The organism is Geoglobus acetivorans, from assembly GCF_000789255.1.
Classification (GTDB): Archaea; Halobacteriota; Archaeoglobi; order Archaeoglobales; family Archaeoglobaceae; genus Geoglobus; species Geoglobus acetivorans_B.
Map to the genome: position 1 here is coordinate 1,107,441 of NZ_CP009552.1, position 22,363 is coordinate 1,129,803.

Annotated in this window: 25 protein-coding genes; 11 read left to right on the forward strand and 14 right to left on the reverse strand. The window is 47.5% G+C overall.

The window, feature by feature from the left end; translation table 11 throughout:
• Positions 1–18 precede the first annotated feature (18 nt).
• From GACE_RS06545 to fni, 3 genes are read right to left on the reverse strand one after another with little or no spacing between them, the layout of a single operon-like run.
• Positions 19–1,677: a glutamate--tRNA ligase gene (locus GACE_RS06545; protein WP_048092149.1), complete on the reverse strand. Its 1,659-nt coding sequence runs from the start codon at positions 1,675–1,677 to the stop codon at positions 19–21.
• Positions 1,677–2,636, reverse strand: a complete 960-nt coding sequence (locus tag GACE_RS06550) for a polyprenyl synthetase family protein (protein ID WP_048092150.1) — start codon at positions 2,634–2,636, stop codon at positions 1,677–1,679. Before GACE_RS06550 ends, GACE_RS06545 begins: the two co-directional genes overlap by 1 nt.
• Entirely contained in the window at positions 2,626–3,705 is a 1,080-nt protein-coding gene (gene fni, locus GACE_RS06555; RefSeq protein ID WP_048092151.1) for a type 2 isopentenyl-diphosphate Delta-isomerase, read from the reverse strand. Before fni ends, GACE_RS06550 begins: the two co-directional genes overlap by 11 nt.
• Before the next feature lie 319 nt (positions 3,706–4,024).
• Between fni and GACE_RS06560 the strand changes: the two genes are divergently transcribed.
• Entirely contained in the window at positions 4,025–4,393 is a 369-nt protein-coding gene (locus GACE_RS06560) for a cell division protein SepF (RefSeq protein ID WP_048093744.1), read from the forward strand.
• The gene (locus GACE_RS06565; RefSeq protein WP_048092152.1) at positions 4,390–4,992 is read left to right on the forward strand and encodes a ZPR1 zinc finger domain-containing protein; all 603 of its coding nucleotides are present in this window, start codon (positions 4,390–4,392) and stop codon (positions 4,990–4,992) included. The genes GACE_RS06560 and GACE_RS06565 overlap by 4 nt, the downstream gene beginning before the upstream one ends.
• Here the strand turns inward: GACE_RS06565 and GACE_RS11225 are convergent.
• Genes GACE_RS11225 through GACE_RS06590 form a run of 5 tightly spaced genes read right to left on the reverse strand, consistent with a single transcriptional unit; the run spans position 4,976 to position 8,899 of the window.
• Positions 4,976–6,025, reverse strand: a complete 1,050-nt coding sequence (locus GACE_RS11225) for a cytochrome c3 family protein (protein ID WP_052400246.1) — start codon at positions 6,023–6,025, stop codon at positions 4,976–4,978. The two genes, GACE_RS06565 and GACE_RS11225, sit on opposite strands and share 17 nt — an antisense overlap.
• On the reverse strand, positions 6,022–7,179 hold the full coding sequence (nrfD, locus tag GACE_RS06575; RefSeq protein ID WP_048092154.1) for an NrfD/PsrC family molybdoenzyme membrane anchor subunit: 1,158 nt from the start codon (positions 7,177–7,179) through the stop codon (positions 6,022–6,024). Before nrfD ends, GACE_RS11225 begins: the two co-directional genes overlap by 4 nt.
• Positions 7,180–7,881, reverse strand: a complete 702-nt coding sequence (locus tag GACE_RS06580) for a 4Fe-4S dicluster domain-containing protein (RefSeq protein ID WP_048092156.1) — start codon at positions 7,879–7,881, stop codon at positions 7,180–7,182. It abuts the gene before it with no gap.
• An 11-nt stretch (positions 7,882–7,892) separates the two neighbouring features.
• Positions 7,893–8,579: a cytochrome c3 family protein gene (locus GACE_RS06585; protein WP_048092158.1), complete on the reverse strand. Its 687-nt coding sequence runs from the start codon at positions 8,577–8,579 to the stop codon at positions 7,893–7,895.
• 29 nt (positions 8,580–8,608) lie between these two features.
• A complete protein-coding gene (locus tag GACE_RS06590) occupies positions 8,609–8,899 on the reverse strand; it encodes a hypothetical protein (protein ID WP_148305942.1) in 291 nt (96 codons plus the stop codon).
• 303 nt (positions 8,900–9,202) lie between these two features.
• Between GACE_RS06590 and GACE_RS06595 the strand changes: the two genes are divergently transcribed.
• A complete protein-coding gene (locus GACE_RS06595) occupies positions 9,203–10,237 on the forward strand; it encodes an S-methyl-5-thioribose-1-phosphate isomerase (protein ID WP_048092162.1) in 1,035 nt (344 codons plus the stop codon).
• A gap of 7 nt (positions 10,238–10,244) precedes the next feature.
• Here the strand turns inward: GACE_RS06595 and purF are convergent, their stop codons facing one another.
• Genes purF through GACE_RS06610 form a run of 3 tightly spaced genes read right to left on the reverse strand, consistent with a single transcriptional unit; the run spans position 10,245 to position 12,027 of the window.
• Complete coding sequence (purF, locus tag GACE_RS06600) at positions 10,245–11,615, reverse strand: amidophosphoribosyltransferase (protein ID WP_048092164.1); 1,371 nt, start codon at positions 11,613–11,615, stop codon at positions 10,245–10,247.
• 1 nt (position 11,616) lies between these two features.
• Entirely contained in the window at positions 11,617–11,796 is a 180-nt protein-coding gene (locus GACE_RS06605) for a 50S ribosomal protein L37e (protein WP_048092165.1), read from the reverse strand.
• A gap of 9 nt (positions 11,797–11,805) precedes the next feature.
• On the reverse strand, positions 11,806–12,027 hold the full coding sequence (locus GACE_RS06610) for an LSm family protein (protein ID WP_048092167.1): 222 nt from the start codon (positions 12,025–12,027) through the stop codon (positions 11,806–11,808).
• A gap of 244 nt (positions 12,028–12,271) precedes the next feature.
• Between GACE_RS06610 and GACE_RS06620 the strand changes: the two genes are divergently transcribed.
• Entirely contained in the window at positions 12,272–12,739 is a 468-nt protein-coding gene (locus tag GACE_RS06620) for a DUF1947 domain-containing protein (protein WP_048092171.1), read from the forward strand.
• A gap of 114 nt (positions 12,740–12,853) precedes the next feature.
• Here GACE_RS06620 and GACE_RS06625 read toward each other — a convergent pair whose 3' ends face one another.
• A complete protein-coding gene (locus tag GACE_RS06625; RefSeq protein ID WP_048092173.1) occupies positions 12,854–13,519 on the reverse strand; it encodes a phosphoglycolate phosphatase in 666 nt (221 codons plus the stop codon).
• 44 nt (positions 13,520–13,563) lie between these two features.
• On the opposite strand from GACE_RS06625, the gene GACE_RS06630 reads away from it, so the two are divergent.
• From GACE_RS06630 to GACE_RS06660, 7 genes are all read left to right on the forward strand, one after another.
• Positions 13,564–14,400 (forward strand): tetrahydromethanopterin S-methyltransferase subunit H family protein, encoded by an 837-nt coding sequence (locus tag GACE_RS06630; protein ID WP_048092175.1) that lies wholly within the window; start codon positions 13,564–13,566, stop codon positions 14,398–14,400.
• Positions 14,393–15,853, forward strand: coding sequence for a DUF2193 family protein (locus GACE_RS06635; RefSeq protein WP_048092178.1), 1,461 nt, complete (start codon positions 14,393–14,395; stop codon positions 15,851–15,853). The genes GACE_RS06630 and GACE_RS06635 overlap by 8 nt, the downstream gene beginning before the upstream one ends.
• A gap of 34 nt (positions 15,854–15,887) precedes the next feature.
• The gene (locus GACE_RS06640; protein ID WP_048092179.1) at positions 15,888–16,292 is read left to right on the forward strand and encodes a hypothetical protein; all 405 of its coding nucleotides are present in this window, start codon (positions 15,888–15,890) and stop codon (positions 16,290–16,292) included.
• Positions 16,293–16,340: 48 nt separating this feature from the next.
• Positions 16,341–16,910: a 4Fe-4S binding protein gene (locus GACE_RS06645; protein WP_084063689.1), complete on the forward strand. Its 570-nt coding sequence runs from the start codon at positions 16,341–16,343 to the stop codon at positions 16,908–16,910.
• 31 nt (positions 16,911–16,941) lie between these two features.
• Entirely contained in the window at positions 16,942–17,769 is an 828-nt protein-coding gene (locus tag GACE_RS06650) for a TatD family hydrolase (protein WP_048092182.1), read from the forward strand.
• A 147-nt stretch (positions 17,770–17,916) separates the two neighbouring features.
• Complete coding sequence (locus GACE_RS06655; RefSeq protein ID WP_048092183.1) at positions 17,917–18,741, forward strand: FTR1 family iron permease; 825 nt, start codon at positions 17,917–17,919, stop codon at positions 18,739–18,741.
• 39 nt (positions 18,742–18,780) lie between these two features.
• Positions 18,781–21,006 carry a DEAD/DEAH box helicase gene (locus GACE_RS06660; RefSeq protein WP_048092184.1) on the forward strand — a complete coding sequence of 742 codons (2,226 nt, stop codon included), beginning with the start codon at positions 18,781–18,783 and terminating at the stop codon, positions 21,004–21,006.
• An 86-nt stretch (positions 21,007–21,092) separates the two neighbouring features.
• On the opposite strand, the gene GACE_RS06665 is transcribed toward GACE_RS06660, so the two are convergent.
• On the reverse strand, positions 21,093–21,668 hold the full coding sequence (locus GACE_RS06665; protein ID WP_148305943.1) for a cytochrome c3 family protein: 576 nt from the start codon (positions 21,666–21,668) through the stop codon (positions 21,093–21,095).
• Positions 21,669–21,684: 16 nt separating this feature from the next.
• Positions 21,685–22,269 (reverse strand): hypothetical protein, encoded by a 585-nt coding sequence (locus GACE_RS06670; RefSeq protein ID WP_048092186.1) that lies wholly within the window; start codon positions 22,267–22,269, stop codon positions 21,685–21,687.
• Positions 22,270–22,363: the final 94 nt, after the last annotated feature.

Sequence of the window (22,363 nt, forward strand, 5' to 3'; positions counted from 1 at the left end):
AATTAAAAATGCAATAATTCAGGGATGTGTGTATACCGCAGTAATCCTTTCTCCGGCCCTTTCAATTCTGCAGAACGCATATCTTTCAAACTGAACAACTTCTCCCTCAGCGTCTACAGCATTCGACTCGAAAAGACCCTGCACAGTACCCTCCGGAGTTATAACCTCACCCCCGATAACCTGCCCCTCTGGCAACCAGTGTATGATGTTCCTGCCCTTCTTTGCGCTCTCTATGTCGTCTCCAAGATACACCGCCTTTCTGTTTTCAATCCTGATATTGCAGAACCCCTTCAGTCTGACCTCCTTACCACTGAAGTTTCTGTAATCGTCCTCTGTTATGTATATTACTCTGCTCACCCTGAGTGTTCTCACACCCATATCCCTTGAGGGGTGTACCGGAAGATTGACCTCCACCTCACCATCCAACCCATCCATCTCAAGTTTAACCGGTTTCCAGACGAAAAAGAACCTTTTGGCTTCACCATCAACAATCTTTCTGTTTTCAGCATAGAGGTTCTTCAGGCTAACGCTCACGTCGTTCTCCCCTACACCCAAGGAAAGCAGGAAATTCCTTATAGCTTCAGCCCTGAAACCTCTGCGCCTCAATGCCCTCACGGTAGGCAGGGCAGGGTCATCCCAGCCAGAGTATTTTCCGCTTTCTATGTCCTTCCTCAGGGTGCTTGTTGAAAATTTTCCGAACTCGTGGATTTTGACACGTCCCCACAGCCTGACAACAGGATACTCCCAGCCAAAGTACTCGTAGATATACCTCTGCCTTTTCTCCGAATCCGCCAGGTCCTTGCCTCTCAGGATGTGTGTAACTCCAAGCTCGTGGTCCTCCACAGCAGATTCAAAATCGAGAGTGGGGTATACTCTGTATCTCGCGCCAACAAGAGGGTGGTCTGAGTCGATGATCCTGAAAGCAACCCAGTCCCTCACCGCGGGATCCTTGTGAGCCATGTCTGTTTTAATCCTGAGGACTGCCTCGCCCTCCCCGTAAGTGCCATCAAGCATCCTCTCCCAGTCTTCCAGATTTTCCTCCACACTCCGTTCCCTGTGAGGACACGGAAGCCCGGCATCCTTGTACCTCTTGAATTCATCTCTTGCACACCTGCAAACGTAGGCATGCCCCATTTCAATCAGTTTCACAGCATAATCATAATAGAGGTCTATTCTCCTGGATGCATACACAACCTGATGAACTTTTGCCCCGAGCCATTCAGCATCCTCCAGATACCAGTCGTACGCCTCAATCATGGGCCTTTTTGTTCTCGGATCGGTGTCATCGAACCTCAGAATCAGCCTGCCACCATACATCTTCGCATACTCATCATTGACAACAATGCCCCTTGCCGAGCCTATGGTCGGAGGACCGTTAGGATTGGGGGCAAACCGCATCACAACCTTTCCCTTTTCTGCGTTTTTCAGGGGAGGCAGACCCTGATCCTGCTTTTCACCACTTTTCTCTTCAGAATAAAGAGCGTAAAGCTCCTTTTTTCTCGCATCGTCCAGATTTTCAAATTCATGAATTACGGCCTTTATCCTTTCGAGCACTTCCTTAGCATTTTTCCTCAGTTCAGGACTCTCGGCGAGAATTTTTCCGATCACTGCCTTCTCATTGGGCTTTCCGTATTTCTTTGCGTTCAGCACCACATGCTTCCAGATCAGTTCTTCCATCAGTGATCCCTCTCGATGAGGTAATCTGCAAGCTCCACCAGATAGTTTCTGGAGGGAGACTCATCAATCACCTCAAGGTTCTTCTTCGCCATCTCGATATATTCCCTGGCCCTTTCCCTCGCATAATCCACCGCACCACAATCGAAGAGTTTCTTAATGTCCCTTTCAAGCTCCTCCTCGCTTGCCCTGCCCTTTCCAAACGTTTCAAGCTCAATTCCCTCTTCAAAGGCCTTGATAACTATGAGTGTCTTCTTCCCCTCAAGGATGTCACTTCCCCAGTCCTTGCCTATTTTCCCCTTTCCGGATATATCAAGAAGGTCATCATGAATCTGAAAACCGATTCCCGAATAAATGCCATAGTTCCAGAGAGCTTTTTCAACAGATTCATCTTTCCCGAAAAGAACAGCCGGGATGGATGCTGAAATACCGATTAAAACACCTGTTTTCTTCCTGACCATTTCCAGGTATTCGCTCTCCCCAACGCTGTCCCTCTCCTCAAAACTCATGTCCATGAACTGGCCCTCACATATCTCAACGCAGACCCTTGCAAGCTTTGATACTGCTCTGACGATGTTTTCAGGTGGGGCATCACTCATTGAAAGGATTTCAAACGCCTCTGCATAGAGAGTGTCCCCTGCCAGAATTGCGGTCGGAATCCCAAACAGGGTGTGAACGGTCTTTACGCCCCTCCGCATCTCATCCTCATCCATTATGTCATCGTGCACGAGCGTGAAGTTATGCACCGTCTCAATGGCTATGGCTGCGTGAATCGCCTTCCGGTAATCCTCACCCAGAGCTTCCGCAGAAAGCAGCGTTATTACCGGCCTCAGCCTCTTTCCACCGGCTTTCAGATAGTGCCTCGCTGCCCTGTAAAGGCCTTCAGGCTCCTGCTCCTTTAAAAGCTCCTCGATTTTTTCATTAACGAGCTTCGCCCTGTCCTTAATTATCTCAGAAATCATGAAACCTCCTCCTCACCAATTCAAGATAGTCAAGCTCTCTGAACTCAATCCACTCTTTCAACAGCCCCGATACAAAAATTTTTGTTTTGTGCAGATCATAAACATGGGTGCATCCTGTAAGAAACAGCACCTTCTTTAACCCGTCTAAAAAATACCTTATTTTCCGCTCAACATCCTCAACACTGCATTTCGCAGGTTTCAGAAATGGGAGCGCCGAGCTTGCAATTTTGGCTCCGAGAGCTATTGCCTTCGCAGCATCTATCCCGTTCCTGATGCCCCCCGTGGCAACGACCGGCAGAACATCGTGGCAGTCAACAATTGAAAAGGCAGTTGGAATGCCCCAGTCCCAGAAATCTCTTGCCACATCCCTGTTGAGTTCATCAGCAATTCGGTAAACCTCCACACCGCTCCAGCTTGTCCCGCCCTTGCCTCCAATGTCTATGGCCTTCACACCAGCCTCCCGCACACTGAATGCAATTTCACGCGGTATGCCCGCTCCGGTTTCCTTTATCATTACCGGAACCTTCAGGTCCGATGCAACTTCCCTTATGATGGAAAACCCGCCCTCGGCGTTCCTGTCTCCCTCAGGCTGGACAATTTCCTGGAGAAAGTTCAGATGGATTGCAAGAGCATCAGCATCAATCATCTCAACCGCCTTTTCCGCATATTCGATGCCCTTCTCGATCAGTTGCGGAAGACCAATGTTCGCGTAGATGAAGGCATTCGGTGCGTGTTCTCTCACAACTGCAAATGTGTTGGCTACGGTTTCATCCTCTATCCCGGCCCTCTGACTGCCCACACCCATCCCGATTCCGGCATTCTCAACAGCAATTGCAAGATTTTTGTTGATTTCATAGGTTTCGGGATGCCCACCAGTCATTGAGGCGATCAGAAAAGGTGCTTTCAATTTTTTACCGAGAAAACTGACCTCCATATCTATTTCATCATAATGTACCTCGGGAAGCGGATTGTGGATAAACGTAACATCTCCAAAACCGGTGTAACTCGATTCCACATCCTCGTTCAGACAGATGTTGATGTGGTCCAGCTTCCTTTTTGTGGTGGTCATTGGATTAGAGTTGCCTGATTGCTTTTTAAAGGTTTGTTTCAGACAATCCACAGTCTCAGAATAACTTTGCTCTGAAGTTGACCCGGGCATCAAACCGCTTTCCAACAAACATGAAAACGAAACATCCGGAGAACAGGACACCGGCGAGTGGAGAAGTTACGTGTCGGAAAATAGACGTTCACAGCGTATCGTTTCACCGGGCTTAAAGTTATTCAATCGCAGGAGGACTGAATCTGAATCTGCGTCCGGTAGCTGATGTGTTTCAGGCATGTGAAACTTTTAAATAGTAATTCCGAATAATGTTTTTCAGGTGAGTGTCATGAGTCTGATGGAAAAGCTCTTTGGCAAACAGGAAAGAATCAATGTAGAAGAATATGAGGAACTGGACTTAAGCGAATTTGAAGCCGAGCTTGAGGGTGACAGCGAGACATACATCAAGGTTGCCGAGGTTACCAGTCTCAATGAAATTCCTGAAATAAGAAGACAGGTTTATGATGGAAATATAGTCATAGCAGATGTTGCATTCCTCAAGCACGACAAACTCACGCTCGATAGAGTACTGAAAGACCTGAAACAGCTTGCAGAAGATGTCCACGGAGATATAGTCGGACTTGGTGAGGATTATGTGATCATCACCCCCATGGGCATAAAGGTGGACAGGAACAAAATAAAGGGAACCAGAAAATGATCCCCTGTCCTGCCTGCGGAGAGGAGCTGGACGTAATAACTGCAATTTATGATACCCCTTATTTTGGTAAACTTCTGATCACATCAATTAGCTGTAAATGTGGATTCAGACATTCAGATTCCTTTTCAGCCGAGATTAAAGATCCCGTGAGATTCACCCTCAAAATAAGCGAAAAAACCCTTTTCGCAAAGGTCGTCAGATCAACGTCCGGAACGATAAGAATTCCCGAACTCGGTCTCGCCCTTGAACCTGGCCCCGCCAGCCAGGGATTCATAACGAATGTCGAGGGCGTTCTCGTGAGATTCATTGATATAGTCGAAACTGCCAGGCGATGGAACTCTGGTGATGAAGAGGCCGTAAAGCGCTGCGATTTCATTCTTGAAAAGCTAAAAAAGGCAATGGACGGCAGTGAAACGCTTACGCTGATTCTTGAAGACCCTCACGGCAACAGCGCCATAATAGATGACAGCGTATTCGTTGAAAAAATGTCAGAGATTGAGGCAAAGAGTTTGAAAAGCGGCTTATCGATTATAGACATTGCAGGTAGAGATTTTCTGTCAGAGGAGCTTGAAAAAAAGGAGTTCAGGGAGAAGAAATAGGTACGTCGTAGGGTGTTTCATTCAACGTTCCATTCAATTTTACAGCGTTTCCGTTGACCACAGCCGGACCCTGAAACCTGATATTCATTCCACGGTGACACAGTGAGCATTTCTCAAAGTCAACCTTGGGTTTGTGCTCCGGCGTTTCATGACAGGTCACGCAGTCCAGCTTGTAGGAATTCACATGTACCGAATGTATTTCCAGGTCGGAGAGCTGTTTCGTGAGAACATCATCGTCGCCATGGCACTGCTTGCAGTTCAGAGACATGTTTCCGGAAAACTTTATGATTTCCTTGTGGCAGAACTCACACTTGATATCTTTTTCGAGGTGCAGTGAATGGCTGAAGGATATGTTTCCAAGCTCAATGTTGTCTGACGGGCTTTTGTGGCAGGACGGACAGCCAGTAATTGGAAGTCCCTCAGGGGTCTTGTAGAAGTGGCAGACAAAGCATGTTGTATCCTTCACGGCAATGTGGCTGCCTATCACGATTTCCCTGTGACAGCTCACACATTCGAGATGGAGAAAACCCCTCTTATATCCGTTTAGATGGTTGCTATGGCTGAAAGAGAGGTTCTTGTAATTCAGGTAACCCACATTCGTGATGTTTCCGTGGCAGGCAAGACAGTTGTCAGATGAGACATTGGCAGGCAGGTTTCTGTAGACCTGGGGCTTTTCGGAAAGGACTGACAGCGAGTGGTATGCGCCCCTTATAAAGTCCACAGGATTTGTGCCGTAATGGCAGACATAGCATTTCACACCCTTGTGCGTGGATTCCTCCCAGCTGTGGAAGTAGTACTCCATCTGATGACATGTTGTGCACAGCCGGGGATCACTGGCATATTCGATTCCAATTAGGGCTGCATTGAAGAGCAAAAAGGCCAGTATTAAAAAAATTGAGATCAGGTACTCTGGAGGTCTGGTCTTGACCTCTACCAGCTTACCCCCGGATACCCTGAATTTCTTCCCGCAGACCTCACACCTGTAGTCTTTCGTTTCGTTTTCTGATCCGCAGAACGGACATGTCCATTTCATAGCTTAACACTAACCTTTTTCTCGTAGGGTGGAAAGAAATATGTTACTATTGGCAGCATCACGAAAGGTGCAAGCAGCACGCCGAGTGCAGCCAGCAGACCCTCCCTTCCAAGCAGTGGTGGTGTGTATGATACAAAGCCCCTGAGGCTGTAGTCGATCAGCTGCGCACCGATGACCATGTTCCACCTCATTGCAAACACCACCACCAGAATCGTCAGCGCAGCGATTGTAACAAAGAGCGTGTTCATGCTTCCATTCCTGCATTTGTAGCAGATGTACCTCAGAAACAGCAGTGCCTCTAACGAGCCTATGACCTGAATTGCAAGCGGAATTGCAAGCTGTGTTGATGCAAGCTTGATGACTGCCCAGGCAATGTCTTCTTTGTAGGCATAGAGGATGGTGTTTATCGTTTCAAGAGCAAAGGCAGCGAGAAGGAAATAGAAGACGTAGTTCGACACGGTCGCTATGATTTCGGGCTTCCTTTCAACGCCATAACGTGCAGTGAATGCCATGTAAAGCAGAAGAACCATCGCTCCACCCGCGGCAAGCCCACCAAACACGAAACTTACAGGCAGAATAGTCGTGTTCCACCATGGATTTGACTTGACAACACCGAACAGGAATGAAACGTAGCTGAGACACCATGCTGCAATCAGCTCAATCCCTGTTAAAATCTTTATGACCTTCTTATCCACATTTCTTGCCTCTTCGCTCGTATCGTAAACTCCCAGAGTCAGTACTCTGTAAAGGAGTCTCAAAACCGGGTTTCTCTCGCTCAGCGCCCTGTTAACAATATCAATTCTGAAGAGGAACCACATCTCGCCGAGCAGCGTGAAAAGTTCGGTCAGATACACAATACCGAAGACAGCCATCACCGAGCTGAAATTTGGAGTCACGTAGAGCTCAAACGCTCTCTGGGGCTGACCGAGGTCAAGAAGCAGAGGCATGAGAGCTGAAAGAACGAATGGGAGACTTGAAACCACCACGAGTTTTTCCAGGTCTTTAAGTTCCTTCTTCCAGAATTCAGCAATTGCATAAACGGTTACCATTCCTGTAATGATGCTCACGAAATAGGGATATATGACGATGAGAATACCCCAGAACACCTCGTGATTGGGATACACGTAGCCCTCAAAAAGCGTTGTAGCACTCATTTACCACACCTCCCAGCCGACATTCTTGTAAAAGACCTTGGGTCTTGTATTCAGCTCCGGCTTGAGCACCTGGATGTTCCTGTCCCTCAGAGCAGCCTGAATGTGATCGTCGCTCAGCTTTCCAAAAATCCTCGCTCCTGTCGGGCATACTGTAACGCATGCGGGCTTCAGTTCCCGCATAATCCTGTGGTAACACCAGGTGCATTTATCAACAACCCTCTCATGGTGGTTGAAGTATCTCGCACCATAGGGACAGGCCTGAATGCAGTACTTGCACCCTATGCAGTGGGACTTATCGATCAGCACAACACCCTCTGGAGTTAGCCATGTCGCCTTTACGGGACACACCTTCACACATGGAGCCTTTTCACAGTGCATGCAGAGCTTTGGAACAAAATACGTCCTCAGAACTTCTTCATTAACCTCAATGTCCTCAAACCCATACTCACCGCCGTGAGGGGATTCGACTTGGACTGACTCTATGCTGCCGTCTGTCGTAACCACATACCTCTCAACCCAGGTTCTGTATTTGCCCTCCATGACTTTATTTTCCTTCCTGCAAGCTCTCACACAGCTCCCACACCCTATGCATTTAGCAGCATCGACAATATAAATGAAAACGTCATCACTCTTGGCCGGCTTTATCATCAGCACGATGGCCGAACCGGCTATAATTTTTTTAACGAATTCTCTCCTCTGCAAAGCTCACCACCTCATCCACTGCCCATGGGATTGTGAGGTTCATGACACGTCGTGCATTTCCAGTCCGGCTCATGGCCGGCTGGCATGTTCAGCGTATGGCACTTCCGGCACAGTCTGTCGGGCTTCTCGATTACAGGTGCAGGTGATTTCGGATGGTCTCCAACTTCGCCGTGACATGCCTTGCAGTCTGTCGTGTGTTTTCCGGCCACAATCCTGTCATAAACGTCAGAATGGCAGGTGGAACACTGGTATGGCTCGTGGGGATTGTGACACTCGACACACTGCCTGCCATCTCCATGGTCATCCCCAACCGTCGAAACCACGGCATCATATCTGCCAATAACATCCCTGTGGCACATCAAGCAGAAACCGGATGACTTGTTCACCACCATCTCGGAACCCGGGTGACCATCTGGCGGTCCATGGCAGGTCTGACAGTCAAATCCATGGTAATTCCTGTTAATGGTGGCAAATACATCCTGGTGACAGTTCTCGCAGTAACCGGCATCAGCAAAAACCGGTTTTTTTGTCAGCTCCTTGGCCTCGCCACTGATGCCATAGATGCCCTCGACTCCGAGAAGCCTGTCAGCCATGCCAGGGTAGAACTCTTCACCCATTGATCTCAGGGCAACAATCACTCCCAGAAAAATGATCAGGATATTCAGAAATACGAATAAGGCCCTAAAAACGTGCTTCATTCCACCACCAAAAATATAAAAAATTAAATTTAATGTTCAGCCTTTTCCGGTTCCTTGACAGTTGACAGGCTCTGTACCGCAACTGCAACCACTGAGATCGCTGTCAGTCCAAGAATACCCACCATTGCAGAGAACATCACTATGGCTCCAAACCAGCCCATGTTACCATACAGCGCATCTATGAGCAGCACTCCGATTATCGGAAACACCAGAGCCAGCGTGAACACCGCAAGCAGCTCCCACTTCTTCACGTAGGCCAGCAGCAGATTGACAATACCACCAAGAATGCCAACCGTAATTACCAACATAGCTTCGTTCATATCCATTCACCCCCACTATATACTTACATTCGAAAATATTTAAAGGTTTTGAAGTATTGATGTGTAAAAAGAGGCAGATGAAAAACCGAATCCTTAAATACCGGGATTTCCTTCATTATTTTTAATCATAAATTATTTAGCGCTTATAATTAACATCGTTAAAAATTACAATTTAAGGAGTGCAGATACGGAAAAACACCGCCAGGAACCCGGTAAAACAGTCTGTCAAAACCCGGAGACAGTAATTGCCGCAAATTGCAGGTAAAGTAAAGGATATATAGCCAGCATATCATGTGGTTATTCATGAGGACCATCCTGTGGGAAAATAATGCCATAAAGCTGATTGATCAGAGAAAACTGCCGGATACTTTCGAAGTTCTGGAGTGCAGGAACGTGGTTGAGCTGGGAGAGGCGATCAAAACACTGGCAGTCAGGGGTGCCCCCGCCCTTGAAGCTGCAGGCGGATATGGTGTAGCTCTCGCAGCCTTCGAAAGAGACTTTACGAGCGTTGAGGAGGTTAAAGAGCATATCAAAAAAAGGGCAGAATACCTTGCATCCACACGACCCACGGCGGTAAACCTCTTTGTCGGTATCGAGAGGGTGCTGAAAGAGGCACTGAAGGGTGAAAGCGTTGAGGAGGTCAGAGAGCTGGCGCTAAAAGAGGCAGAGAGGATCGCCGATGAAGACGTTGAAAGGAACAAGAAAATGGGCAGAATTGGTGCGGAGCTTTTTGAAGATGGAGACTCCATTCTGACAATATGCAATACGGGAAGCCTTGCTACCGTTTACTGGGGCACCGCTCTGGGAGTGATAAGAAGTGCAGTCGAGGAGGGAAAGAAAATCAGGGTTTATGCGTGTGAGACAAGGCCCCTCAACCAGGGTTCGAGGCTTACGACCTGGGAGCTGATGCAGGACGGAATAGACGTAACCCTGATTACCGACAGCATGGCGGGAATAGTCATGCAGAAGGGTATGGTCAACAAGGTTATCGCCGGAGCGGACAGAATCGTCAGAGATGCCGTGTTCAACAAAATTGGAACATACACGCTGGCGGTGCTGGCAAAACACCATGGCATCCCGTTCTACATCGCAGCGCCAAAAACAACCTTCGACTGGAGCAAGAAAGCAGACGACGTCAAAATAGAAGAGAGAAGTAGAGATGAGATCATCTACTGCAACGTCAAATGCGGAAAAACTCTGATGGCTCCTCAAGACGTGAAGGTATACAACCCTGCATTTGATCCAACCCCTCTCGAACTGGTATCCGCAATAATCACTGAATACGGAATAATACGCCCCCCATATGACAGAAACGTTCCCGAAATTTTAAAACTCTAAATATTTTTCAGCATCTTCTGCATTCCATTGCTTCGCTGACATCCACCGGATACTCGGCAGTCAGGCATGCGAGACACAGTTCGCCTTTTTCCAGCCCAACTGCCTCAATCAACCCGTCAAGGCTTAAATAGGCAAGTGAATCCGCATTTATCTCCTTTCGTATTTCTTCAACTTCCCTGTTAGAGGCGATAAGCTCCTCCCTTGTTGACATGTCTATGCCAAAATAGCACGGAGAAATTATCGGTGGGCTGCCAACTCTGAAGTGCACCTCTCTCGCCCCAGCACTTCGGACCATATCGACGATTTTTCTGCTGGTTGTGCCTCTAACAATGCTGTCATCAATGAGAACGACCCTCTTTCCCTCAACGTTTTTTCTCACCGCATTCATTTTTATTTTGACAGACAGTTCCCTTGTGCTCTGATGTGGAAGGATGAACGTTCTGCCAACGTATCTGTTCTTTATCAGTGCTTCGAGATACTCTATTCCAGACTCCTTGGAAAAGCCTATTGCAGAAGTCGTTCCGCTGTCAGGAACGGGTGATATCATGTCAGCATCAGCGGGAGATTCCCTGGCGAGTATTTTTCCAATCCTGTGTCTGACTTCATAAACGCTGATACCATCAATAACAGAGTCGGGCCTCGCGAAGTAGATGTACTCAAACACACACAGAGCTTTTCTGCTGGATTCCTCTATTTTGACGAATTCAAGCTCGCCATTTTTGATGAATACTGCTTCTCCCGGTCTGACCTCCCTTATGATTCTGCCACCAACAGCGTCGATTGCGCAGCTTTCACTTGCTATGATGTATCCGAAGTCGCCTTCCCCGATAACAAGTGGCTTGAAACCAAGCGAGTCCCTGAAACCTATGAGCGTATCATTCAGAGCCATCACAAGAGTATATGACCCCTTCAACTGTTCCGAAACTCTTTTCAAAGCGTCTTCCGGTTCCTTTGTAAGAAGCTCTTTTGCCATCAGCTTGGCAATCACTTCAGTATCTGAGTCGGTGATGAAGACTGCACCCTCATTTTCGAGCTGGTTTCGTAAGGTCTGATAATTAACGAGGTTTCCATTATGGGCTATGGCAAGAGCCCCGGACTTCGTTTTCACGAGCAGAGGTTGAGCATTCTCAATTTTGCTCTCGCCAGTGGTGGAATATCTCACGTGGCCAACAGCAATCCTGCCAACCATCTCGGATAGTTTCTTATCGCTGAAAACGTCATTTACGAGCCCCATCCCCTTGTGTATGTGTATATAATCTCCAAAAACAGCAATACCCGCAGATTCCTGACCGCGATGCTGAAGAGAATATAGAGAAAAGAAAGCGAGTTTTGAGGTCAGAGCCTCATTTTCGGAATAAACGCCGGTTATGCCACACATCTCAGTATCTGGATTTCTTCTTCCTGACCCAGTTATAACCTCTCAGCCTTTTGCTTCTGCCAAAGCCGCATGCCGCACAGTATCCCTTTCTCCTGTGGAACGAAACCCTACCGCACCTTCTGCATTTGATATGAACTATTTTCCTGCCCCTCTTACCCATTGAAGCCGTTCCATCCGACATTGCACCACCTCACTGCGATGGTGAGACAAAAACAACAGTGTCTCCCCTAATCACAACACTGCCCATTTTTTTGATAACCTCTCCATCCTGTATTTCCTCGGCATTCAGGAGAACAAGATTCATGTGAATATCGTAACCGTCCAGGATTCCCCTGAATTCTCTTCCACCCTTTAGCCTGACAAGCACGGAAGTGTTCAACGCTCTGTTCAGCACATCAAGCGGCCTTGCCATTTTTCTTTCCTCCGTTGTTTTTAATCCCCATTGGTTTGTGTGTATTTAAAAATATCGGAAGACTCAACCAAATTCCTCAGGGCCAACACACATGGAACAAACCTGCTTTTTAAAGGGAAATCAACCAACTCACCACCGAACGGGATTTCCGCTTTCATGCAGAGAATCACAAAACCAGAGAGCAACACGAGACGTGAAGCCACAAAGGTGAAAATTTTAAAACCCGTGAAACAATTGAAAGACGATGAAGAGGCAGAGATTGAGGAAAAAAGATACCAAAAATATCCTGGGAAAGATTAAAGACGCTTATGGTGTGGAATTATCTGGAGAAATCGACAAGGTCGATATAGATGGCAGAACCGTTTTTCTTGTCAATAACGAGCCCCTGCTCATGGAGCATGATGGTAATGTGTACTTCACGGTTTACGGAATAATTAAACTCATGCCCGGAAAGGGCAGAGTTGTCGTGGATGAGGGGGCGGTTAAGTTCATAATGAATGGTGCTGACGTGATGAAGCCAGGTATAGTCGAGGCTGACGAGAGTTTAAAGCAGGGCGATTTCTGCTACATCGTGGTGGAGAAGAAGCTAACTCCACTGGCCGTCGGTGTTGCACTTGTTGATGGAGCGGACATGATCGGTGAGAAGGGGAAGGCAATCGAGAACATCCACCATTTAAACGACAAGATATGGAAGTTCTTTTTCAAGAAATAAATTGAATTTTACCAGCACCTCAGAGCCGTGGAGGCTCATCACCCTTCAGCATGTCCAGATTTCATCATCGGCAGTATGAATTCACACACAGATTATATAAGGTTTTGAGTCAGCTCATATCAGTCCCAGGAACTCGAGTGCCTCAACAACCCCGTCTCCGTTGGGCCGGGAGGTTACAACGTCTGCAATTTCCTTCAGCCTCAGGTCCGCATTCGCCACAGCAACACCAACTCCCGCTGCTTCAAGCAGATCAATGTCGTTCTCGGAATCTCCTATGGCGAGGAAATCTTCCACACCAATGCCAAGCCTGTCTGCTATGAACCTGAGAGCTTTACCCTTGCTCACCTCAGCATCTGCAATATGGTAGGCGAAGCCTGAATCGAGTAATTTCACCCCCATTCTGGCAATGAGTTTTTCAGCCTCATCTTTCGGGAACGTTCGCCTCAAACAGACCTCAGATTTTCGATAAACATCATCAAGAAGCACGACATCATATTTTTCCCTCAGAACTTCAAGAGCCCTGTAGCATTTCTCCTTGTTACCGAGCACAGTGTCCTCTCCATCATACTCAAACCTCACAACGCCTCCGTTTTCACAGATTACTATGTCTGAAACCCCGATTAGCTTTGCGGCGGTTCGTGCAAAACAGGAAATATTTCCGGTTGCAAGCACAACAGGGATTTTAAGCTTCCTCAGAGCTTCAACAGCCCGGCAGTTGAGCCTTCTCTTTCTGTCTGTTATGGTACCATCAATGTCTATGGCAACGCCCTTTATCTCCATGCAAAATCGAAAAGCTATTAATATTTTTTAATTCTTCCGTTTTTATGTCCTGGCTCGACTTCAGCAGGGTTGTGCTTATTGGCAGCATATTCTACTCGCGCCACAAGATTGTTGAGAACCACGATAAGGGAATTTTCGACAAGAATAGAGCCGAAGAACTGATTTTAAAGCAGGAAGAGCTCTCGGACCACTATCAAATTGAGGGCATACTTGATGTTGTCGCCGAGACGAGGGACGCGATAGTGAAGTACATAGATTTCGTGGCAAGCGTTACAGAAAGGCCATTCATCCTCGATGGATACCTGGAGGCAAGACTTGAGGGATTGAAATTTGTGAAAGAGACTGGTCTTTCAGACCGAGTTATATACAACTCAATCAACCCGATAAACACCAGAGAAGAACTTGAGGCAATAAAGGATGCCGGAATAAAACACGCCATTATCTTCGACTACGATCCATCATACACTTCCCCGAGCAGAAGAATACTCCTCCTCTCCGGAGACGGAAGGAAGGAAAGTCTGATTCAGAGAGCCAAACAGCTCGGAATAAAGAACATGATGATTGATGTTGTGCCAACAGACATCAAAAGCCTCGGGGAGGTCATAGAGACTCTCCTGCTCGTGAAGTCCACATATCCCTACCCCGCAGGCTGTGGACCGGCGAACGTGAGCTATTACATGGCTGACTACCTCAAGGAAGAGCTCGATACCGGAATACTCGTGAGCAGTGTTGACAGTGCTGCTCAGCTTTTCAGCGACTTTCTGCTTTATGGCCCCATTGAAAGAGCCGAAATAGCATTCCAGAGTGCATACATTGTGGAGGAGATCAAAGAGGGTCTGAGCATGAAACTGCACGAATTCCTGGGTGGTAGCCATGATTGAGGAGGTTGCAGAAAGCGCTTTAAGGCTCCAGAATGAAGCGGTAAAAGCCATCGACACACACAGATTTGACAAATTCAGATTTGAACATGCAGAAGGTTTTGTGACTGCCGTTAGAGAGATGAAAGCCCTCGACAATCAGAGCGATTCAGCATTCCAGCTTTACAGAAGTTCACTCATCATTCACTTCGAGACACTCACTGCCCTCACAGACTCCATAAAGCCCTTCGAGTCGGCATTTCTCGAATGGATGCAGACCCCAGTTGCTTTCGAGAGGCTCAAAGAACTGGACAGCTCATTCAGAGAGAGTGTTGAGACTCTTGCAAAAACTGTCGATGAAAGTGATGAAATCATAGGAATAGAGGCCATGAGACTGGCAAACGGATTCTATGGCGTTACATCTGCGAAAGATTTCGCCGCAATCCCCGGTTCAACCCTGAGTGTTCTTGCGAAAATTGCTGAATGGGCGGGGATTGACAGAGAGCATGCAAAAACGATTCTGGCAAGCAAATCATGGGGGTTGCTAACATCATACGTGTTCGGAGACACATTCCTGATGGTTCTGAAAGAGACTGGAAACATCCAGAAGGCTCTTGATGCTGAAAAGAACGCGATGAAAAGGATGCTTTTGAGTCCGGTGGAGATGCAGATCGCCATAATGAAATCGTTCGGTTTTGAGTCATTTGATCCCGCAAAATATTACGATATCTACGTCAAAAAATTCACCCCGTACATAGACCGGGCTTTTGATGAGGGTGTTCATCCCGCAAACATTGCAGTCCTGCCAACCCACGTTGGTGATGTTGGCCACCACATAGGGTGGCAGTATTACAGCATCTGCAGGGATGAGATGAACATGGAAATTCTCAGGACTCACTACAGGCTGCTTGAAACGAATATACGGAACGCAATTGATGGTGGACATGTAAAGAGCATATTCGACCTCTCGACTCTCTTCACCGGTGTTTCAGCCGGATTCATATACAGACTGCTCAGCGATGAGGGATTCACGGCAAACATGCTCACAAGGCTGTTCAGTGAAAGGTTTTACCACAGCGTAATGGGGAACCAGTTTGAGCGATACATAGTGAGGGAGCTTCACGTGAATGATTTCCTTGACTTCGCCACAAGAGGAGAAAAAATCGGAAGAAACGGATGGAAGATCAGGAACTACAGAATAGACTTCTCTCCGGTTGAAGAGTCTGACCTGCTCAATTCCGGAGAGCTGTACGCATTTCCTTTATGCAACAGCGCAACCCGGTTTGCCTCACTCATGAAATTCATCGACATGCCCTGTCTTCTCGCTCCAGAGCCTCCAAGCATAACCGTGATGGTCAATGCAATAGCAATTAACCCTGAAAGAGCGTTCGCCCCGGTTAACCTGTGCAAGGGTTGCGCCACTGCAGAAATCCAGCCTGCAAGGTGCATGCTCTGCAAGGCCAGGGACGTGATCTGAAAATCTTTTAATTTTTTGCGTGCAAATCAGCATCATGGAGAAAGATGAAATACTCGAAATGTTCAATGGGGACTGCAGCGGGAGAATTTTCTGGGTTTCAACCTGCGGTGACCTGCCACACCTCGCTCCGGTTTGTTTTGTGAAAAACATGGATGGGAAGGTCGTTGTCGCATACAACTTCATAGTTAAGACCACAAGACTTGTGGAGGAAACCGGAAAAGCGAGTATAGGGTTTGCAGAAAGAGGAAAATCGGGATTCTACGGATATCTCGTAAAGGGCAGAGCATGGATGGATTACGATGGAGAATATTTCAGAGAAATCAGGAAGTTCGTCGAGGAAAAAACTGGCGGGAAGAGGAGTCCAAGAGGGGCGCTTGTAATCGAGCCTGAAGAGATATACTCGCTGAGTCCGGGAAATGAAAGAAAGAAGTTGTTCTAACCTAAAAGCTTAGGGAACAAGCTTATCTCAGCCATGGCAGGACGTTAAATGATGTCAGGTGGAATAGAAATAACATTCTGCAGACAGTGTAAAAACGCCCTCGCAGACCTGAAAATCATCGAAGCAGAGATCGAAGAAACTGCAAAGAGGGCTGACTGGAAAGTCAGGAAAAGCCATGAGAAAATAAAAGCAGGTATTTCGGCATGCCCGAACGCGTGTGCAGCCCCACAAATAAAGGATTTCGGAGCTTTGGCATTCATAATTCCTGAAGTCGACAGAAAGAGATGCACAGCATGTGGAATGTGTGTGCAGGCATGCAGAGAAAACGCCATAGAACTGGAGGAGTACCCTGTTTTCAGCGAAAAATGCATAGGGTGCGGGGACTGCATGAGAGCCTGTCCTTCGGAAGCCATAAGCGGGCAGGTGAAGTTCAGGATTCTTGCCGGTGGAAAGCTCGGCAGACATCCACGGTTTGCAGAAGAAGTGCTGATAGCTGACGATACCAACAGCATAGCTGATGTCTTCAGCCAGATTGTGAAAATCAGCATGGAGAACAAAATGCGCTTCAGCCATATTCCCGGCTGTGTGGATATTCTGAAGAAAAGGATAAGGGGCTGAGTTTTTAAAGCGCAGCTTCCATTTCCAGAGCATGATAATCACCGACAACCACATGCACCTGTACAACCACCTAAGACTCAAGGCTCTGAAGCAGTTCAGACAGGTTGGCGGGACTCATGTCCTCCTTGTTTCTCTCCTCAGTCACCATTACGGCATTCTCCCATCGAAAGGAGAGGATTTCAGACAGATCTTTGAAGAGCACGTAAGACTGGTCGAAAAAGCAAATGAAATCGTCAGGGCCTATGCTGTCCTTTCAGTCCACCCTGCAGAGATAACAATCCTCTCAAAGAGGTGGGGGGTGGACAGAGCGGCTGAGATAATGAAGGAAGCTCTTGAGATAGCGGGCGAATACGTCAGTGAGGGAAAAGCCATTGCAATTAAATCGGGCCGTCCACACTACGAGGTGAGCGAGTACGTATGGAAAACGAGCAATGAGGTTCTGCAGCACGCATTTGAGGTTGCGAAAGATGTCGGGTGCGTGGTTCAGCTGCACACCGAAAGCTACACGAGAGAGGGCATGGAGGAAATCGCAAAGCTTGCAGACGGGGCTGGTCTCAGCAGAGAGAGGGTCGTGAAGCACTTTTCTCCGGCAAGAATAGACGAATTCAGGGAACTCGGATTTTTTCCATCTGTGATCGCCATGGGAGACAATGTCCTGAAAGCGGCTCAGCAGGGCGACAGGTTTGTTGTAGAGACAGACTACATAGACGATAGAGACAGGCCCGGAAGCGTCCTCGGTCCAAAAACCGTACCAAGAAAGATCAGAGAACTCCTGCAAAAGGGTTTTGATGAAGATTTCGTGATGAAAATCTGCAAGGACAACGTTGAGAGAATTTACGGAATCGAAATGGAAATCTGACAAATCTCTTTCATTCCTGCCGGTATCTCCTGACATCAGAGCTTTTCCGGCCTTCCCGGTCAGAGGTCGAAATGCTGAAAATTGAAAATTTCGGTGAACCGAAAGATTTAAATAATTAGGGAGACCTAAATTTTAACGGTGTTTAGCATGATGGGACAGTTCGTGATCACACTAAGAGAAGGATTTGAGGCCGTGCTGCTTGTGGCAATACTCGTGGCATACCTGAGGAGGAGCGGCAGAGCGGGCGAGATAAAATTTGCCTACTACGGAGCTTTGGGGGCGATTGTAGCGGGAGCGATCATTGCAGTTGGAGTTCTAAAGATATACGGAGGTCTGCAGGGAGATGGCAAAGAGCTTTTCGAGGGTCTCGCATCGTACCTTGCGGTTGCCGTGCTCACGTACATGATCATCTGGATGACCGGTAAGGACGTGAAAAGAGATATAGAGTACAGGGCTGAAAAGAAGTTTGCGTGGGGAATAGCTCTGATCGCTTTTATATTCGTGGTAAGAGAGGTTATTGAAACAGTGCTGTTTCTGACTCCATTTGCCGCACAGAATTCAGTCGAAACTGTTACCGGCGCAGTTCTCGGAATAACGGCTTCACTCGCACTCAGCATCGCAATACTCCGGTTCGAGTACAGGCTGAGCCTTAGAAAGTTCTTCTTCGTTACAGGTGTGCTTCTTGCATTCATAGCCTCCGGACTGCTCGGCTACGGCACCCATGAGCTGATAGAGGTCGCAGAGGAGAGCGGGTATGAGTCGTGGCTCTTCGAAAAGGCCTACGATCTCGGTATCGATGCTTCAAATCTGCTCCACCACAAGGGCGCTGTGGGAAGCATATTTGCAGTGCTGTTCGGATACTCCGCAAGCATGGAATACCTGAGAGTCTTCCTCCAGTTCGGATACCTGGGACTGACTCTGCTCCTGATCACCCGGAAATTCAGAACTTCCAGCATGCGAAATCAAACATGAAGCCATAATTTTTTAACACTCTGCTCCGATATTCCAGCAATGGAATACATCTCACACCCAATGATAAAACCAAAGACAGTTGAAAGGAGGGGATATCAGCTTTCTCTTGCTGCATCAGCTCTTCTCAAAAACACGCTGATCGTGCTCCCCACCGGACTCGGCAAAACAGTAGTGGCGCTGCTTGTAATAGCTTCAAGGCTGCTGAACGAGGATGGTAAAATCCTCTTTCTCGCACCAACAAAACCGCTGGTTGAGCAGCATGCCAAATTTCTGAAAGCGACCCTGAAAATAGATGAGAACAGCATCGTCTCAGTCAGCGGTGAGATGCTTCCCGAAAAAAGACCGGATATTTATAAAATTTCAAAAATCGTCGTATCCACACCTCAGGTCATTGAAAACGATATCATAGCTGGAAGACTGAACCTCGAGGATTTCGTGCTTGCGATATTTGACGAGGCTCATCGTGCGGTTGGGAACTACTCCTACGTCTTCATAGCAAAGGAGTTCAGGAACAGATCAAGAAAACCACTCATACTTGCAATCACCGCTTCACCCGGTAGCGATTCCGAAAGAGTCAGAGAAGTCATCAGAAACCTGTACATTGAAAATCTCGAGATAAAAACCGAATACGACCCGGACGTGAGGCCCTACGTTTCCGAAAAAGACATTGAGTGGATCAGGGTGAACATACCTCCCGAGATGGACAGTGTGAGAAAGAGTTTTGAAAGGGCGCTTGAACTGAGATACAGAAGGTTCGAGCGTCTCGGGCTTGAAATAGATCTGAAGGGACTTACCAAAAAAGAGATACTCGGTTTGCAGGAAGCTCTTCAAACCCAGGCAGGAGAGAGCGGAGAGCAGGTTTATTTTGAGGCACTGTCGATTCTCGCCGAGATAATGAAAATACAGCACGCCATTGAGCTGATTGAGACTCAGGGGCTTGAAGCTCTGAAAAAGTATCTGAAAAGACTGTTCAGGGAGGCAAAGGGCAGAGGAAGCAGAGCCTCCAAATCACTTTTCGAGGACCCTGTCTTCAGAGATGCTATGATCAAAGCCATGAAAATAAACATCGAGCATCCAAAGGTGAAAAAACTGCTTGAAATTCTGAAAAAACAGCTTGATAGCAATTCCGAATCCAGAATTATCGTCTTCACCAACTTCAGAGATACTGCAGACAAAATTACAGAGATCCTGAAGGAAAAAGGATTTCGGGCAGAAAAATTCATAGGCCAGGCCAACAGAGAGGACGACAGAGGAATGAGTCAGAAAAGACAGATCGAAGTTCTGGACTCTTTCAGAGCAGGTGAAATCAATGTTCTGGTATCAACCAGCGTTGGAGAGGAGGGGCTTGACATACCTGCCACAGACCTCGTCATTTTCTACGAGGCCGTTCCTTCAGAGATAAGAGCGATACAGAGAAAGGGCAGAACGGGCAGAGGAAGAGAGGGAAGAATTGCAGTTCTCATAACCAGGGGGACGAGAGATGAAGCGTATTACTGGGCGAGCGTTAGAAAGGAGAAAATGATGTATGACATGCTTTACAGAATAAAAGACGAGCTCGCAGAGAGAAAGAGCGAGGAGAGCTTAGCAAGGTACATTGATTATGAGGAAGATCAGAAAGTAATCATATTTGCAGACAGCAGGGAGATGAGATCCTCAGTCGTTAAGAAACTGAGAGAAAGGGGAGCAAAAATCGAAATAAAGAGCCTGGAAGTTGCTGATTACGTTCTGAGTGAGAGAGTTGCGGTTGAGAGAAAAACTGCAGAAGATTTTGTGAACAGCCTGATTGGAAAGGAAAGGCTGTTTTCCCAGCTGATAAACCTCAAAAAAAGTTATCAGAGGCCACTTCTGATTATAGAAGGTGAGAACCTCTACGGAAGAAGAATGGTCAGTCCCGCTGCGATAAGGGGGGCAATAGCGACCATAACGGTTGATTTTGGCATTCCGGTGATTTTTACAAAAAACGAGGACGAAACTGCTGAGTTTTTAACTGCAATTGCAAAAAGAGAGCAGGAAATTAAGAAAAGAGAGATCACCCTGCATTCGGATAAAACCAAAAGGAGTCTGAAAGAGGAGCTTGAATACGTGGTCTCAGCCATCCCGGATGTCGGGCCAGTGATTGCAAAAAATCTGCTCAGCCACTTCAAGACTTTGAGGAATCTGGCCAACGCAGATGTGGAGGAGCTGAAAAAAGTACCGAAGGTGGGAGATAAGACGGCTGAAAAAATCTGGAGTTTCTTCAATGCAGAATACTATGCAGAAGAGTGAGACGGGTTTCATCATGCTGCAATAAAGCAAACAGATAAGTTCAATTGTGTTAAAAAATAAGGTTTGAATTGTTTCCCACTGCCATTTCAGCTTTCAATGCCGAATTTGTCCGGGAAAATCTTTTTGTCCTGGTGAATTCTGAGAAAATCAGTCCCATGGCAGTCCTTGCAGCCCACACCCCTGCTCAGGTGTATCTTCAGCAAATTGCCATTGCTCGGCTCAAAGGGGTCAGGATATGCATGGCAAGAACCACAGTCCATTTTCTCGAGATCATAATCCACATGGCACTTGGTGCAGTCCGAGTATTTTGAGTGGTGAAGATTGCCCAGCTCTCTGACCACGTCATCACCCTTGGTATGGCAGTACTGGCAGAATTCTGTACCGTCCAGATGTCCCTCGACCTTGTCCGCCTGCGGAACATACTGTCTCTTGCTGTTCAGATGGCAGTTTTCACAGACTGGACCTTCCAGTTCCGGAGCAGTGCTTCCATAGTCTGTACCGGTCTCTGGAGCAGGAGTTGGAGTCACAGACTTCTGAACATCACTGAGGGGAGTCTGTTCTGGGACAGGAGTTTTCTCTGGGGCTTTTTCATAGCTCTGGGAGCACATTGGTACAACAACTGCGAGCACTATGACAAAAAATAAAAGAGTGGTTCGTTTCATACTCTATTCTCTGGGATTACTCCACAAAGGAGTCTGCTGCCGTGTGCAGACCGGAGACATCCGTTCCGTGGCAGACCGTACAGTACTTGCCTCTTGGCAGGTGGATGTTCACAAGGTTGCCGTAGCTTGGCTTTGTGGCATCAGGATAGGCGTGGCAGTTCTCACAGACAGTTCTGCCCTCTTCGATGGGCTTGGGTATCTGTATGTTGTCAGGAGGACCGTGACAGACACTGCACTCAAGGTTGATTGTTCCTGGGCCAACGTGGATCGTATGCGGGTTGCTGCCGTGGCAGTTAGCACAGTACTGGCCACCATTGACATGAGGCTTGTAGTCTGTGGACTTGGTGTGGCAGACCGTACACTCCACCAGTGGTGAGCTTGCCTCGACTTTCTTGGGTGTCGGCGTTGGAGTCGGTGTGGACTTCTTCTCAGGGGTAGGAGTTGGTTTAGGTGTCTTCTCTTCCTTTGGTTTCGGAGTCGGAGTTTTCTCCACAGTTTTTGCTGGAGTTGGAGTTGTCTTTGCTTCCTCCTGCTGGGCACAGCCGAGAACAAGAACGCCCAGCACAAAGAGAGCCAAGAGAATAACAATTCTTCTCTTCATGATGATAACTGTAAGTGAGATATATATTAACATTGCGCTATTTAATCGATGACGGGCTGGATGACCGGTTCCGGAAAACCCTCAGCACCCGGAA

Bases quoted from the DNA above. Each gene is read 5' to 3' on its own strand.
- GACE_RS06545 (WP_048092149.1), bottom strand. From the start codon at position 1,677: ATGGAAGAACTGATCTGGAAGCATGTGGTGCTGAACGCAAAGAAATAC.
- GACE_RS06550 (WP_048092150.1), bottom strand. From the start codon at position 2,636: ATGATTTCTGAGATAATTAAGGACAGGGCGAAGCTCGTTAATGAAAAA.
- fni (WP_048092151.1), bottom strand. From the start codon at position 3,705: ATGACCACCACAAAAAGGAAGCTGGACCACATCAACATCTGTCTGAAC.
- GACE_RS06560 (WP_048093744.1), top strand. From the start codon at position 4,025: ATGAGTCTGATGGAAAAGCTCTTTGGCAAACAGGAAAGAATCAATGTA.
- GACE_RS06565 (WP_048092152.1), top strand. From the start codon at position 4,390: ATGATCCCCTGTCCTGCCTGCGGAGAGGAGCTGGACGTAATAACTGCA.
- GACE_RS11225 (WP_052400246.1), bottom strand. From the start codon at position 6,025: ATGAAATGGACATGTCCGTTCTGCGGATCAGAAAACGAAACGAAAGAC.
- nrfD (WP_048092154.1), bottom strand. From the start codon at position 7,179: ATGAGTGCTACAACGCTTTTTGAGGGCTACGTGTATCCCAATCACGAG.
- GACE_RS06585 (WP_048092158.1), bottom strand. From the start codon at position 8,579: ATGAAGCACGTTTTTAGGGCCTTATTCGTATTTCTGAATATCCTGATC.
- GACE_RS06590 (WP_148305942.1), bottom strand. From the start codon at position 8,899: ATGAACGAAGCTATGTTGGTAATTACGGTTGGCATTCTTGGTGGTATT.
- GACE_RS06595 (WP_048092162.1), top strand. From the start codon at position 9,203: ATGAGGACCATCCTGTGGGAAAATAATGCCATAAAGCTGATTGATCAG.
- purF (WP_048092164.1), bottom strand. From the start codon at position 11,615: ATGTGTGGCATAACCGGCGTTTATTCCGAAAATGAGGCTCTGACCTCA.
- GACE_RS06605 (WP_048092165.1), bottom strand. From the start codon at position 11,796: ATGTCGGATGGAACGGCTTCAATGGGTAAGAGGGGCAGGAAAATAGTT.
- GACE_RS06610 (WP_048092167.1), bottom strand. From the start codon at position 12,027: ATGGCAAGGCCGCTTGATGTGCTGAACAGAGCGTTGAACACTTCCGTG.
- GACE_RS06620 (WP_048092171.1), top strand. From the start codon at position 12,272: ATGAAGAGGCAGAGATTGAGGAAAAAAGATACCAAAAATATCCTGGGA.
- GACE_RS06625 (WP_048092173.1), bottom strand. From the start codon at position 13,519: ATGGAGATAAAGGGCGTTGCCATAGACATTGATGGTACCATAACAGAC.
- GACE_RS06630 (WP_048092175.1), top strand. From the start codon at position 13,564: ATGTCCTGGCTCGACTTCAGCAGGGTTGTGCTTATTGGCAGCATATTC.
- GACE_RS06635 (WP_048092178.1), top strand. From the start codon at position 14,393: ATGATTGAGGAGGTTGCAGAAAGCGCTTTAAGGCTCCAGAATGAAGCG.
- GACE_RS06640 (WP_048092179.1), top strand. From the start codon at position 15,888: ATGGAGAAAGATGAAATACTCGAAATGTTCAATGGGGACTGCAGCGGG.
- GACE_RS06645 (WP_084063689.1), top strand. From the start codon at position 16,341: ATGATGTCAGGTGGAATAGAAATAACATTCTGCAGACAGTGTAAAAAC.
- GACE_RS06650 (WP_048092182.1), top strand. From the start codon at position 16,942: ATGATAATCACCGACAACCACATGCACCTGTACAACCACCTAAGACTC.
- GACE_RS06655 (WP_048092183.1), top strand. From the start codon at position 17,917: ATGATGGGACAGTTCGTGATCACACTAAGAGAAGGATTTGAGGCCGTG.
- GACE_RS06660 (WP_048092184.1), top strand. From the start codon at position 18,781: ATGGAATACATCTCACACCCAATGATAAAACCAAAGACAGTTGAAAGG.
- GACE_RS06665 (WP_148305943.1), bottom strand. From the start codon at position 21,668: ATGAAACGAACCACTCTTTTATTTTTTGTCATAGTGCTCGCAGTTGTT.
- GACE_RS06670 (WP_048092186.1), bottom strand. From the start codon at position 22,269: ATGAAGAGAAGAATTGTTATTCTCTTGGCTCTCTTTGTGCTGGGCGTT.